Origin of the sequence: Sporofaciens musculi (assembly GCF_009830285.1) — a bacterium.
In the GTDB taxonomy this organism is placed as follows: Bacteria; Bacillota; Clostridia; order Lachnospirales; family Lachnospiraceae; genus Sporofaciens; species Sporofaciens musculi.
The window spans coordinates 1,334,374-1,349,146 of sequence record NZ_WUQX01000001.1; the positions used below are offsets into that span (position 1 = coordinate 1,334,374).

Consider the following 14,773-nt stretch of genomic DNA (forward strand, 5'->3'; position numbering starts at 1 on the left):
ATTTAATTTGAAAAACAATTTAATTGTAAAAATTCCATAAAAACCATTAAAAAAGCAGTCACAGGCAATGTTTGTATTGATTTCCGGTCAGGCTGTCCGTATAATGTAAGGGTAGTACAGGAGGAAGAAGATGGACAACCAGAATAATAATAACCAGAATAACAGAAATCAGAATAATAGAAATAATAAGCAGGGCTTATCGTTTATCATATTGGTGACACTGGTTACGTCAGTCATGGTCATGGCATTGTTCCAGTTTCAGGGAATGGGAGATGATAACGAGATCAGTTATGATGAGTTCCTTGAGATGGTAGACGATAAGAAGGTAGAGGAAGTGGTGATCCACAGCACCCGAATCGTGATTACAGAGAAGAAGGAGAAGGGGCAGAAGATTGCCAAGGAATACTATACCGGAGTGGTCCGTGACGAGTCCCTTCCAGAGCGTCTTGACAAGGCTGGAGTGAAGTTCAGCCAGCAGATTCCGGATACCACGTCTGCCGTCGTGGCCCAGACCTTGCTAACGCTTTTGCCGATTGCGGTGCTTGTAGGCGTTTTCGTCTGGATGACTCGAAAGATGGCAAAAGGCGGCGGAATGATGGGAATTGGCAAGAGCAATGCCAAGATGTATGTGGAGAAGCAGACCGGCGTTACCTTCAAGGATGTGGCAGGTCAGGATGAAGCCAAGGAGTCCTTACAGGAGGTTGTGGATTTCCTCCACAATCCTGGAAAATATACCAGCGTAGGCGCCAAGCTTCCCAAGGGAGCCCTTCTGGTGGGGCCGCCGGGAACTGGTAAGACCCTGCTTGCCAAGGCGGTTGCCGGAGAGGCGAAGGTGCCCTTCTTTTCTTTGAGTGGCTCTGCCTTTGTGGAAATGTATGTGGGCGTAGGTGCGTCCAGAGTCCGGGACCTGTTCAAGCAGGCACAGCAGATGGCGCCTTGTATCATTTTCATCGACGAGATTGACGCGATCGGAAAGAGCCGTGACAATCAGTTGAACAGCAACGACGAGCGTGAGCAGACCTTAAACCAGCTACTGGCGGAGATGGATGGTTTTGAGAGCAATAAAGGACTTGTGCTTTTGGCGGCAACCAACAGACCGGAGATTCTGGACCCGGCCCTTCTTCGTCCGGGACGTTTTGACCGGCGTATCATTGTGGAGAAGCCGGATCTTAAGGGCAGGGTGGACGTTCTTAAGGTACATTCCAAGGACGTGCGCATGGACGAGACGGTGGATTTGGAGGCCATTGCACTGGCCACAAGCGGCGCCGTAGGGTCTGACCTTGCCAACATGATTAACGAGGCGGCGATTAATGCAGTTAAGAACGGAAGAACTGCCGTATCACAGGCGGATCTTTTTGAAGCGGTGGAGGTTGTGCTGGTAGGAAAAGAGAAGAAGGATCGCATCATGAGCCAGGAGGAGAGACGTATTGTTTCCTATCATGAGGTGGGCCATGCGCTGGTGAGCGCATTGCAGAAGGATGCAGAGCCGGTACAGAAGATTACCATTGTGCCGCGAACCATGGGCGCTCTGGGATATGTGATGCAGACTCCGGAGGAAGAAAAGTTTTTGAATACCAAGAAGGAGTTAGACGCAATGCTAGTAGGCTTATTGGCAGGGCGGGCTGCGGAGGAGATTGTTTTTGACACTGTGACCACAGGCGCCTCCAATGACATTGAGAAAGCTACCAAAGTGGCGCGTGCGATGGTGACCCAGTACGGTATGAGCGAGAAGTTCGGGTTAATTGGCCTTGAATCTATTCAGAACCGTTATCTGGACGGAAGGGCAGTATCCAACTGCGGACAGAAGACGGCTTCTGAGATTGATAAGGAAGTGATGAAGCTTTTGAAGGATTCCTACGAGTCGGCTAAGAAACTCCTTTCTGGCCACAGGAAGGCATTGGATAAAATAGCGGCGTTTCTCATAGAAAAAGAGACGATTACCGGAAAGGAATTCATGGAGATTTTCCACGAAGTAGAAGGAATCAATCCGGAAGACAAGAAGGAAAAGACAGAAGAACGGATTGCTATGAATCCGGTATAAACCAATGAAAAATAATAAAAAGCCCCGGAATCTCACCATTCCGGGCTTTTATGCGTCAGAAGCTTTCTGCAAAATTATGAAATGATAAGGAGTTCTCATGTTTGATATTCAGGAGGAATTGAAGAAGCTGCCAGGCAAACCTGGCGTATATATTATGCATGATGAAAGGGACGACATCATCTATGTGGGAAAGGCGATTAGTCTGAAGAACAGGGTCCGCCAGTATTTTCAGAGCAGCCGCACTAAGGGCGTTAAGATTGAGCAGATGGTGACTCATATTGTCCGTTTTGAGTATATCGTTACAGACTCTGAACTTGAGGCGTTAGTGTTGGAGTGCAATCTGATTAAAGAGCACCGGCCCAAATATAACACGATGCTGATGGATGATAAGAGTTATCCGTTTATCAAGGTGACGGTAGACGAGCCCTTTCCACGGATTATGCTGGCGAGAATGATGGCAAAGGACAAAGCCAAATATTTTGGGCCCTACACCAGCGCAGGGGCTGTGAAGGATACCATAGAGTTAATTCGCAAGCTGTACAGCATCCGAAGCTGCAACAGGAAGCTGCCTAAGGATATTGGGAAGGAAAGGCCCTGTCTGAATTACCACATTCATCAGTGCAAGGCGCCCTGCCAGGGGTATATTTCTCAGGAGGATTACCGTCAGTCCATTCATGAGGTGGTACATTTCCTGAACGGAAATTATGATATTATTTTAAAAGAGCTGGAGGGGAAGATGCAGGAGGCGTCAGAGGCCATGGAGTTTGAGAAGGCGATTGAGTACCGCGAACTGCTCTTAAGTGTGCGCAAGATTGCCCAGAAGCAGAAGATTACAGACACGGCGGGCGACGATCGGGATATCCTTGCGGCTGCAGTTGAGGAGGAGGATGCGGTAGTTCAGGTATTCTTCATTCGTGGCGGCCGTCTGATTGGAAGGGATCACTTCTATCTTAAAATCGTGAAGGGTGAGAAGGAGAGTGAGATTTTATCCAGCTTTATCAAACAGTTTTATGCAGGAACGCCTTATATTCCTGCCGAGCTGATGCTGCCGGAGGCGGTGGAGGATATGGAGGTCATTGAGGAATGGCTGACAAAAAGGCGGGGACACCGCGTACATTTGCGGATTCCTAAGAAGGGAACCAAGGAAAAGCTGGTAGAGCTGGCAAGGAAAAACGCGGCGCTGGTATTGAGCACAGACAAGGAGAGGTTAAAGCGTGAGGAGGGCAGGACCATCGGCGCGGTCAAAGAGCTTGAAAAAATGTTGGGGCTTCACGGGATTGTGCGGATGGAGGCCTTTGATATTTCCAATACCAGTGGGTTTGCGTCGGTAGGCTCTATGGTGGTCTATGAGAGAGGGAAGCCCAAGCGCAATGACTACCGGAAGTTTAAGATTAAGGGAGTAAAGGGGGCGGACGATTACGCCAGCATGGAGGAGGTGCTGACCCGTCGTTTCCAGCATGGGATGCGTGAGCAGGAGGAAGGAAAGGATATGGGAGGCTTTACCGCATTTCCGGATCTGCTTCTCATGGACGGAGGAAAGGGGCAGGTGAACGTTGCCCTTAAGGTGCTTGAAAAGCTTCAACTGGATATTCCTGTATGCGGCATGGTCAAGGACGACAATCACCGTACCAGGGGCTTGTACTATCAGAATGAGGAGATTTCCATTGATAAGAATTCCGAGAGCTTCCGGCTCATTACCAGGATTCAGGATGAAGCCCACAGATTTGCCATAACATTTCACAGGCAGCTGCGGGGAAAGAACCAGGTACATTCTATTCTGGATGATATTAAAGGGGTAGGACCTGCAAGACGTAAGGCTCTGATGCGCCATTTCGAGAATATCGACGCCATTAAGAATGCTACGGTCGAGGAGCTAAAGGAACTTCCGTCAATGAATGAAAAATCTGCACAGGATGTCTATGACTTTTTTCATTGATGTGATATAATCTTACCAAGAAAGGAGAAGATTATGGCAGGTAGAGTTGAGTTAAAGAAGGTTGTAGAGAAGATGGATCTTAAGAATCTTACCCCTAATGTGGATATCGGAGATAAGACCATCGAGATACCGGACATTAACCGTCCGGCGCTGCAGCTTACAGGATATTTTGAACATTTTGATTCTGATCGGGTACAACTGATTGGGTATGTGGAGTATACATTTCTGGAAAAGATGGATGAGGAACATAAACGGGAGATTTACACCCAGTTATTGTCCTATCCGATTCCATGTATTGTTTTCTCAAGGAGTTTAAAGCCGGAGGAGATGCTGCTTGAGATGGCGGAGGCGGCGAATATCCCGGTCTTTAATACAGAGAAGAAGACCGCCCAGTTTACGGCGGAGATTATCCGGTGGCTGAATGTCGAGCTGGCACCCTGTATCTCTATCCACGGGGTCCTGGTGGATGTATATGGCGTGGGAGTTTTGATTATGGGGGAGAGCGGAATTGGAAAGAGCGAGGCTGCCCTGGAGTTAATCAAGAGGGGACACCGTCTGGTCAGCGACGACGTGGTGGAGATTCGCAAGGTCAGCGATGCTACTCTGGTAGGGACAGCACCGGATATTACAAGGCATTTCATTGAGCTGCGAGGGATTGGCATTGTGGATGTCAAGACTCTTTACGGTGTTCAGAGTGTACGTGAGACGCAGAACATTGATTTGGTCATTACGCTTGAGGACTGGGATAAGGATAAGAAGTACGACCGGCTTGGTATGGAGGAGGAGTATACGGAGTTTTTGGGAAATAAAATCGTATGCCACCAGCTTCCCATCCGTCCTGGACGGAATCTGGCGATTATTGTGGAGACGGCGGCAATTAATTACCGGCAGAAGAAGATGGGCTACAATGCGGCTCAGGAGTTGTATAAGCGGGTACAGCAGAATCTTACAAAAAAATAGGAGGAGAGGGCAAAAGGATGGATTATTGTTTTGGTGTTGATATCGGGGGAACTACGGTGAAGATTGGACTTTTTCAGACTGACGGAGTGCTGCTGGATAAATGGGAGATTAAGACCCGTACCGAAAATGAGGGGGAGGCAATCCTTCCAGATGTGGCAGAAGCCTTGAAAAAGAAGATGGAGGAGAAGGGGCTGACATCTTCACAGATGTCAGGGATCGGAATTGGAATACCGGCTCCTGTTGATGAAGAGGGAATCGTACAGAATACGGCGAATCTGGGATGGGGCTATAAAGAGGTAAGCCGAGAGATGAAGGAATTGACCGGTATGAAGGTGGCGGCAGGCAATGACGCCAATGTAGCGGCCCTTGGAGAGATGTGGTTAGGTGCGGGCAAAGGACATAAGAATATGATTATGGTCACCCTTGGTACCGGCGTGGGAGGGGGAGTGATTGTGAACGGACAGCCGTTGACAGGTGCCCACGGCGCAGGCGGTGAGATTGGCCATCTGTGTGTGAACTACGAAGAAACAGAAAGATGCGGATGCGGGAAGCAGGGATGCTTAGAGCAGTATGGGTCGGCAACGGGGATTGCCCGTCTTGCAAGAAAGCGGTTGGCAAAGGATGATGCACCCTCCTCCTTGCGGGATATGGAGAAGGTGGATGCAAAGGCAGTATTTGATGCTCTGAAAGAAGGGGATCAAGTGTCTGAGGAGATTGTGGAAGAATTTGGCTCTTACCTGGGACATGCATTGGCCAATATTGCAGTAGTAACAGACCCTACTGTGATTGTGATTGGAGGCGGAGTGTCTAAGGCTGGGAGTATCCTGCTTAAATATATTGAAAAATATTTTACGGAAAAAGCTTTTTTTGCCAATAAGGAGACGAAGTTTGTTCTGGCAGAGTTGGGAAATGATGCGGGAATCTGCGGAGCGGCGAAGCTGATCTTGTAAAAGATTAAAAGATTAAAAATACCGGCAGAGTATAGATTCATACTCTTGCCGGTATTTTATCATTCAACGGGTACTACTGGGTCTGGTGTGTCCGGTGGATCAGGCGTTGGCGTCGGGTCAGGCGTTGGCGTCGGATCAGGTGTCGGAGTCGGCGTTGGATCTACAAGATCTGGAAACATGGATGTACCAGGATCCGTTGTATCTTCTTCTTCTTCATCTTCTTCGCCTTCGTCGCTGTCATCGTAACTGTAGCCATGTCCGGTGCATCGCTCCGTCGGCAGGATATCCGTAGCAAAATACTCTGTAATTCCTGGACAGCTTCCTGGTACGGCCAGCATGCCGCTGATGGAGCACACAGTCTTCTGCTCTACCGATGGAGGCATGGTGAATTCCTTTCTTTCCAAAGGCGCATGAATCCTGCTCATAATACTTTTCCAGAGCTGCAGATGGAAAACAGTGTTGTTCAGTTCTTTGTTATCGTCATATCCACTCCACACAGCACAGGTATAGTATGGTGTAAATGCACAGAACCAAATATCCTTATTATCGCTTGTTGTACCGGTCTTACCTGCCACAGGCATGTTGGGAAGCTGTGCGCGGGAGCCAGTACCGCCGTTCACTACATCCTGCATGGCGCTGGTAAGAAGAGCTGCCGTACTGTCCTTGATTACGGTACGGGTCTCGCCGGTTCCCTCTAACAGCACATTGCCGTCGTGGTCCAGTATCTTCGTATATAAGGTAGGTGAGTTGTACACACCTCCATTAGCGATTGACGCGTAAGCGGAACAGATCTCGTAATTATAGACGCCGTCTGTAAGACCGCCCAGTGCAAGGGTCTGGTTATCCAAATCGCTGAATACGCCGGCATCCGTCGTCTTACTCTTAACCAGCGTTGAGATGCCGAATTTTTCACAGTATTCAAAACCTAACTGCTGAGTAATCTCGTCGCTTAACTTGACTGCACATACGTTGTTGGACCAGGTAATCGCTTTTCGGATGGTGGTGTCTCCGCCGTAACGGCCGTTGGCATTCCTTAAGACTTTACCGTTCCTCAAGGTGTAAGGCTCGTCCTTAATGACAGTGGCAAGAGTCTTCCCGCAGGAATCCATACCAGGGCCATAAGCGGCAAGGATCTTAAAACAGGAACCAGGCTGTCTTTTTGAGCCCTGGTAAGCACGGTTCAGTCCCAAGCTGGTTGCCTTCGCACCGCGTCCGCCCACCATTGCCTTAATCTGGCCTGTGTTCTGATCAATAATAGTTACAGAAGCCTGGGGCTGCGGCGTGATGTTAATATTTTCATCGTATGTGTCCCCTTCCCTGGCGATGGTTGATTTCCATTCCTCCACCATGGCCCGTGCAGCCTCCTCGCTGGAGTAGACAAGCCCCTGGGGGTCTCCCCGTGTGTTCTTCACATATTGCTTGATGTGTCCGGAGCTGAAATTCTCCACAGTCCCGTCGGCGCGGGTTACGGTGATGGCGCAGTCCAGACCATATTCCTTAAGGTTTGGATAGTTGGCGTCATTATTGGCCTCCTCGTCGCAAATCTGCTGCATCATCAGGTTTTGGGTAGAGTAAATACTCAAGCCTCCGCTGTACACAGCGTTGTAAGCCTGTGTCTCAGTATAACCAAGCTGTTCCATAAGATCGTCAATCACCTGTAAGACAAGGGCGTCCACAAAGTAACTGTAAGGGCTGTTATCATTGGTAACGCTGTTGACGGTCTGGATTCTGGAATAGACGTCATCCGCCATAGCCTCGTCGTGGGCTGCCTGGTCGATATATCCCTGCTCCAGCATATCATCCAGTACTTTTTTCCTTCGCTTGGCGTTGTCCTCCGGATTGGTGATGGGATTCAGCCTTGAGGGGCTCTGGGTAATGCCGGCGATGACGGCACATTCTGACAGAGACAGGTCGTTCACCTCTTTGCCGAAATACCGCTTGGCGGCAGCTTGTACACCCAGACAGTTCTGACCTAAGTTAATGGTGTTCAGATAGCTCTCCATGATGGCGTTCTTGTCCATCTGTTTTTCAATCTGGACTGCAAGGAACTGCTCCTGAAGCTTTCGCTCCAGCCTGTCGTAAAAGGTCTCCTCATTCACGAAATCCGGAAAGACGTTGTTCTTAATCAACTGCTGGGTCAGCGTACTTGCACCCTGGGAAAAGTCTCCGGTGGTGATACCAATCACTCCGGCACGGATGATTCCCTGCAAGTCAATTCCGTTGTGGTCATAAAAACGTTCATCCTCGACTGCAACAAAGGCATGCTGCAGGTTCTCCGGAATCTCACTTATGGACTTGGAGGTACGATTAGCGCCTGATTTTACGAAACGGGCAATCTCTGTGGTACCGTCATCCGCAAATACGATAGAGGTAAATCCCTTAGGTTTAACGTCGTCGGGCGTAATCTCTGGGCTGTTGTCAATAATCTTCTTGGCAAATACACCGACTCCGGCGACGCCAACGACTGCAACCACAATCAGGCAGAGAAGAAATGCCTTAAAAAGCCGTACACCGATCCGCTTCCCCTGCATGGTGGACTTGGACGTTATCTTTTTTTGCTTTTGTGAAGCTTTTTTCTTACCATAGTTCATATGTTAAGCCTCCTTTATACCACGTTATTATAACAAACAAATGTAGCGAAATAAAGAAAAAAATGAAAACTTCATATTTCAGTAGGAAAATCTTAAGAAATTCGTTATAGTAGTATATAAGAATGTAACAGTATGGAAAGGATGAGGAAGAATGTTACCGGAATATAAGACTGTATATAGAGGCGGAGAAGGAGAAATTACTGAGAAGAAGTCAAGATTTATTGCAAACGTAGCGCCAGTAGCATCAGAGGAGGAGGTATTGGAGCTGCTGGAGGCAGCCCGTAAAAAGTATTGGGATGCCAGGCACAATTGTTTTGCATATGTAATCGGAGAGAGGGGAGAGCTTAAGAGGTTCAGTGACGACGGAGAGCCGAACGGGACGGCGGGGAAGCCGATTCTGGAGGTTCTGACAGGGGAAGGGCTTAGCAATACTCTAATCGTAGTGACCAGATATTTTGGAGGCACGCTTTTAGGAACCGGAGGATTGGTTCGGGCATACGGGGCGGCGGCGAAAGCGGGGCTTGCCGCGTCGGTGGTCATAAGCAAGTTTCCAGGACTTAAGCTTCATATTACAACGGATTATACGGGCTTAGGGAAGATTCAGTATATCCTGGGACAGAGGGGGCTTACTGTTTTGGATACGGTCTATACGGATAAGGTGGAAATGGTGGTTTTGACGCCTCAGAAGGAGACGGACGCAGTAAAGGCAGAGATTACAGAAGGAACGAACGGACAGGCTGTGCTTGAGGAGGGAGATTCCTGTTATCTGGCGGAGATTGACGGGAAAATGCAGATGGTATAGTATCAAAAGGAAAAAAGATGCCGGGAGTGTAAAATAAAGTGTGTAAGTTAGAAATACAACAAATCTAACTGCATACTTTATTTTTCTATATAAAGTGTGCTACACTCACAGAAAGGATGAAGAAAAGGATGGGTACAGCACTTATGGCACGTAAAAATAGTCAGAATACTAGAGGGGCTGCAATCGCAAAGGCTATTATGGAAGAATACCAGCCACAGACAAGGGAAGAAATGCAGGATGCTATCAAAGACGTCTTTGGGCCGATGTTTGAGGCTATGCTCCAGGGAGAGATGGATTCCCATCTGGGGTATGGGCGTAATGAGCGCGGGGAAAAGGAGACGACAAACAGGCGTAATGGTTATTCCCATAAATCTGTCAATTCTGTTTATGGAAAGCTGGATGTTGCTGTTCCAAGGGACCGGGATGGCAGCTTTGAACCGAAAGCAATCCCAAAACGTACCAAAAACGTCAGCGGGATTGAAGATAAGGTATTATCCATGTATGCACGAGGCATGAGCCAGCGTGATATCGCAGATACGGTAGAAGATATATACGGTTTTGATATCTCCCATGAAACCATTTCAACAATTACGGATAGGGTGATCAGAACCGCGGAAGAATGGCAGAACCGTCCACTGAAAAAGTTCTACACGTTCCTGTTTGTCGATTGTATTTACGTTACCATACGAAAAGAGATGGAGACAAAAAATTGTGCGGTATATGTGGTGCTGGGTTATGACGCAGACGGCAGAAAGGACGTGCTGGGGCTGTGGATTGGCGAATCAGAAGGAAAACACTATTGGATGCAGATCTTTGACGAGATCCGTGCAAGAGGTGTGGAAGATGTGCTGTTTATCAGCATGGATGGAGTATCCGGTCTGGAAGAAGGGGCAAGGAGTATCTTCCAGGATGTAGTCGTGCAGAGATGCATCGTACACCTGATCCGAAATGCTATCAAGTACATACCATCAAAAGATTATAAGGCATATAGCGCCCAGTTAAAGAAAGTATACGGAGCGCCTAGTCTGAAAGCAGCGGAAGCTGAATTTGAGCGTCTTAAACAGGCATGGTCAAAATATCCCGGAGCAATAGACGTATGGATACGCAACTGGCAGCATGTAGCCCAGCTTTATAATTATGGGAGCGCGGTCAGGAAGGTGATGTACACGACAAACGCCATAGAGTCTGTCAATTCGAGTTTGAGGAAAGTCACGAAAAGGGAGCGTTCCCCAATGAGGACGCTGTACGAAAGGCCTTCTATCTGCGGATTGTGGAATTGTATAAAAAGTGGAATGACCGTCCCGTAGCCAATTGGGCATTAGTACGTAATCAGCTTGCCATGGATGATAAGATGCAGACACGCATTCTCAAATATGAGCAGTGTTGATTCTGCATGTAAAACCGGCAGCTTTGAAAACTGCCGGTAAGGAAATTTTATAAAACTTACACACTTTACTTGACAAACCCAAGATGCCGCAGTAATGCGGCATCTCCTGGCATACACTTATGAAAATTCCGGCTCAATCAGTCCGAAGGAGCCGTTCTTCCTGCGGTATACAACATTGACCTCGTCAGTCTCCGCGTTGCAGAATACGTAGAAGTCATGTCCCAAAAGCTCCATCTGTACGCAGGCATCCTCCGGATACATAGGTTTGAAGCCGAATCGCTTGGTGCGGACGATCTTAATCTCGTTATCATCCTCTGAGGCTTCATCCCCTTCGTAGAACTCATGCTTGAAATTACCGCCCTCCTGATGTCTTGCAATCAGCTTGTTTTTATATTTTCTAAGCTGGCGTTCGATTACTTCCTCTACAAGATCAATGGAGACATACATATCGTTGCTTTCCTGTTCCGAACGGATGATGTCGCCCTTGACAGGAATCGTCACCTCAATCTTCTGACGCCCTTTCTGTACGCTCAATGTCACGTGAATCTCCGTGTCGGAGGTGAAATACCTCTCTAATTTGCCTAACTTGTTTTCTACGGCCTCCCTCAAGCCCTCTGTTACCTCGATGTTCTTTCCAATAATGATAAACTTCATACTGCCCAACTCCTTTTCGATTGCATTTCAAAAAGATTAGTCTGATAATTATTAGTCCGACTGGTAATCTATCTGATATATGTAGTATATCACGTTTGATTACTAATGTATAGAACGAATTACCTCAATTCTCGAAATTTTTTCATTGTGAAGTTTTGCAACTCGAAGGCCGCAGTCGTGGAAATAGACACATGCGCCGATACGGGCAGTCTGCTCATTCTGTGCCAGTTGGCGGTTTACCACATCCATGAGTGTCTCATTGGGCTCATGGGGAATATCTAGGCTTAACAGGCTGTTTATGGATTTGACCTTTGCGCTTGCCCGAAATATAATTGTATCCGAGATGTCAAATTCGCAGAAAAGATATTTCCGTGTAGCGAATAAGACCGCAATGGCGGTGACGCCGACTAAACTTCCCCAGATAGAGGAGTGGTCGGTGATAATCTGGCGGGCAATAGCAAAAAGCAGAACCTCGAATACCGTATCCGGCGTATGGTAATACATCATGCGGATCAGCTCGACGCCGATAATCAGGTTAAAGCAGGTCTCAAGCAAATCATCATAATTAGGCCATACTTCCAGATTAGGAATGTTGCTCATAACCCCGATCATACGGAAGCACAGGAGGATGATTCCGATTGCCAATATAATAGAAATAACAAATTCCAGAGCCTCTGTCACTTTCTTTAAAAAGCCGGCTACAATCTGCTGCATATGCGACTCCTTTCTAATTTCGGTTGATCACTTTTTGGAATAAACAGGGGTAAATAACAATCACCCATAAAACAAGTATAAAGTATTCCGTCATTTTTGCCAAGATGGAACTTCCGAATATCAGGGAAAACCCTTCTTTAATTAAGAGAGCCAGAACAAGCCCTATCAGGAGCTTCAGGATTTGCGTCCTGATTCTGCCTGTTCGTGTGTCAAAATTCAACTTTGTCCGTTCAATATACCAACCGATGGAAAAGCCCAATCCTGCGCCGGCGGCCTTACAGCAGTCCATGGCATATTTTGTCTCAATAACGCCGCTGCCAAGAAGCAGAAGAGAATAGGCGGCAGTTGCCAGGGACAGGCATACCAGTATGGCTGCGATCAGCTTCAAATGTCGGCAGTCATCCAGAAGGAGTTCTTGGAACCTCCAGATGACAGAGGCAACTATAAGGGAAAGCCCCATAGACGTAAGGACATCCTTCGGCGTGTGGCATCCTAGATACATCCTTGAAAATCCAATGAGCAGAAAAGCAGACACGCATAGACTTTTTACCCATGTCCTGGAGGTATAGAGGGACAAAGGAAAGAAAAGGCAGGTGGCGCTCTGTGTATGTCCGCTTGGGAACGAATAACCGGTGGCGCCTTCAAGGGCGCTCTCTACGGGGCTGAAGGTTGGGTCAAGTATCCAGGGCCGGGGGATACGGAAGGTAATTTTTAATGCCTGCACACACAGTCCGGCCGTAAAATAAGTAAAGCCCAGAAGATAAGCAAAGCGTTTATCTACGCACCAGTAAAATGCGCAGATAACCGCTATGATAATCAGCTCCTGTCCGAAATAGGTAATGAATTGCATCAGTTTATCTAAGAAGGGAGTTCTTATCCCTTCTAAAATCCATAAAAACGTCATGAGCGATTTCCTCGTTTCCTCATCTTGGCGTCCAGAATCTTCTTGCGGATTCTTAAGGACTTGGGAGTGACCTCCAGTAACTCGTCGGTGTCGATAAAGTCAAGAGCCTCCTCCAAGCTTAAGACCTTCGGTGGAGTCAGGCGGAGAGCTTCGTCCGCACTGGAGGAACGGGTGTTGGTCAAATGCTTGGTCTTACAGATATTGACTTCAATATCATCGGTTTTTGCGTTTTGTCCAATGACCATGCCGGAATATACCTTCTCTCCAGGTCCGATAAAGAGAATTCCGCGCTCCTGAGCGCCAAATAACCCGTAAGTGACGGATTCGCCTGTCTCAAAGGCAATCAATGAGCCGCTTTTCCGGTACTGGATGTCACCTTTATAGGGCGCATACCCTTCAAAGGCGGTATTCATGATTCCATTTCCCTTGGTGTCGGTCAGGAACTCTCCTCGATATCCTATTAAACCGCGGGCAGGAATCAGGAATTCAAGCCTGGTGTAGCCGCCGTTGGAGGTTCCCATGTTCTGAAGCTCGCCCTTGCGCTGGCTTAATTTTTCGATAACAGTTCCGGTAAATTCGTCGGGGACATCAATATAAGCAATCTCCATTGGCTCAAGGAGTTTGCCGTTCTCGTCCTGTTTATACAGAACCTCAGCCTTGCTGACGGCAAATTCATAGCCTTCCCGCCGCATATTTTCAATTAATACAGATAAATGGAGCTCGCCTCGTCCAGATACCTTGAAGCTGTCCGTACTTTCGGATTCCTCCACCCTGAGGCTTACGTCCGTGTTCAGCTCTCTAAACAGACGGTCGCGTAAGTGGCGGGAGGTGACGTATTTCCCTTCCAATCCTGCAAATGGACTGTCGTTTACGATAAACTGCATGGCAATCGTAGGCTCTGAGATTTTCTGGAAGGGGATTGCCGACGGATTTTCCGGTGAGCAGATGGTGTCTCCAATGGAGATGTCTGCAATTCCGGAGATTGCTACGATGGAGCCGATGGAGGCTTCCTTTACATCTACTTTATTTAGTCCGTCGAATTCGTATAACTTACTGATTCGTACTTTTTCCTGGCGGTCCGGCTCGTGCTCGTTCACCACTACTGCATCCATTCCCACCTTAATGGTGCCGTTGTCTACTTTTCCGATTCCAATTCGGCCTACATATTCATTATAATCTATGGTGCTGATTAACACCTGGGTATCGGCGTCAGGGTCCCCTTCAGGAGCCGGTATATAGTCAAGGATCGTCTCAAAGAGCGGCTGCATGTCCCGCTCCTCGTCCGTGAGGTCTAAGACCGCAACCCCTGCCTTGGCAGACGCATAGACAAAGGGGCAGTCAAGCTGCTCGTCGGAGGCGTCCAGATCCATGAATAATTCCAGCACTTCATCGATGACCTCATCGGGCCTTGCCTCAGGACGGTCAATCTTGTTGATACAAACAATTACAGGAAGGCTTAACTCCAGCGCTTTTCGTAAGACGAATTTCGTCTGGGGCATAGCGCCCTCGAAAGCGTCAACCACAAGAACCACTCCGTTGACCATCTTGAGCACGCGCTCTACCTCTCCGCCGAAGTCTGCATGTCCCGGCGTATCAATGATATTAATCTTGGTTCCCTTATAATAGACGGCAGTATTTTTGGACAGGATTGTGATTCCCCGTTCCCGCTCAATATCGTTGGAATCCATGACCCGTTCCTCCACGGCCTGATTTTCACGGAACACTCCGCTTTGCTTTAACAGTTCATCCACCAGGGTTGTCTTACCATGGTCTACATGTGCGATAATCGCAATATTTCTTACATCTTCACGTTTTGTTTTCATATTATTATCAT

10 protein-coding genes and 1 pseudogene are annotated in these 14,773 nt (G+C 47.9%); 6 read left to right on the forward strand and 5 right to left on the reverse strand.

Features of this window, described 5'->3' with window-relative positions:
- The first annotated feature begins 130 nt into the window (after positions 1-130).
- The 4 genes from ftsH to GN277_RS06635 all read left to right on the forward strand — a co-directional run bounded on the left by ftsH (position 131) and on the right by GN277_RS06635 (position 5,887).
- Entirely contained in the window at positions 131-2,041 is a 1,911-nt protein-coding gene (gene ftsH / locus GN277_RS06620) for an ATP-dependent zinc metalloprotease FtsH (protein WP_159750376.1), read from the forward strand.
- Positions 2,042-2,138: 97 nt separating this feature from the next.
- Positions 2,139-3,977 (forward strand): excinuclease ABC subunit UvrC, encoded by a 1,839-nt coding sequence (gene uvrC / locus GN277_RS06625; protein WP_159750377.1) that lies wholly within the window; start codon positions 2,139-2,141, stop codon positions 3,975-3,977.
- A 33-nt stretch (positions 3,978-4,010) separates the two neighbouring features.
- On the forward strand, positions 4,011-4,937 hold the full coding sequence (hprK, locus tag GN277_RS06630; RefSeq protein WP_159750378.1) for an HPr(Ser) kinase/phosphatase: 927 nt from the start codon (positions 4,011-4,013) through the stop codon (positions 4,935-4,937).
- 17 nt (positions 4,938-4,954) lie between these two features.
- Positions 4,955-5,887, forward strand: coding sequence for an ROK family glucokinase (locus GN277_RS06635; RefSeq protein ID WP_159750379.1), 933 nt, complete (start codon positions 4,955-4,957; stop codon positions 5,885-5,887).
- A 59-nt stretch (positions 5,888-5,946) separates the two neighbouring features.
- Here the strand turns inward: GN277_RS06635 and GN277_RS06640 are convergent, their stop codons facing one another.
- Positions 5,947-8,478, reverse strand: a complete 2,532-nt coding sequence (locus GN277_RS06640) for a transglycosylase domain-containing protein (RefSeq protein ID WP_159750380.1) — start codon at positions 8,476-8,478, stop codon at positions 5,947-5,949.
- Between the two features lie 151 nt (positions 8,479-8,629).
- On the opposite strand from GN277_RS06640, the gene GN277_RS06645 reads away from it, so the two are divergent.
- Both GN277_RS06645 and GN277_RS06650 read left to right on the forward strand, forming a co-directional pair.
- Positions 8,630-9,280 (forward strand): YigZ family protein, encoded by a 651-nt coding sequence (locus tag GN277_RS06645; protein WP_159750381.1) that lies wholly within the window; start codon positions 8,630-8,632, stop codon positions 9,278-9,280.
- 143 nt (positions 9,281-9,423) lie between these two features.
- Positions 9,424-10,667: pseudogene (locus GN277_RS06650) on the forward strand (IS256 family transposase).
- A gap of 117 nt (positions 10,668-10,784) precedes the next feature.
- Here the strand turns inward: GN277_RS06650 and hpf are convergent.
- From hpf to typA, 4 genes are all read right to left on the reverse strand, one after another.
- A complete protein-coding gene (gene hpf / locus GN277_RS06655; RefSeq protein WP_159750382.1) occupies positions 10,785-11,321 on the reverse strand; it encodes a ribosome hibernation-promoting factor, HPF/YfiA family in 537 nt (178 codons plus the stop codon).
- A gap of 102 nt (positions 11,322-11,423) precedes the next feature.
- A complete protein-coding gene (locus GN277_RS06660; protein ID WP_159750383.1) occupies positions 11,424-12,035 on the reverse strand; it encodes a transporter in 612 nt (203 codons plus the stop codon).
- A 13-nt stretch (positions 12,036-12,048) separates the two neighbouring features.
- On the reverse strand, positions 12,049-12,939 hold the full coding sequence (locus tag GN277_RS06665; protein WP_159750384.1) for a phosphatase PAP2 family protein: 891 nt from the start codon (positions 12,937-12,939) through the stop codon (positions 12,049-12,051).
- Positions 12,936-14,762, reverse strand: coding sequence for a translational GTPase TypA (gene typA, locus GN277_RS06670; RefSeq protein ID WP_159750385.1), 1,827 nt, complete (start codon positions 14,760-14,762; stop codon positions 12,936-12,938). The genes GN277_RS06665 and typA overlap by 4 nt, the downstream gene beginning before the upstream one ends.
- Positions 14,763-14,773: the final 11 nt, after the last annotated feature.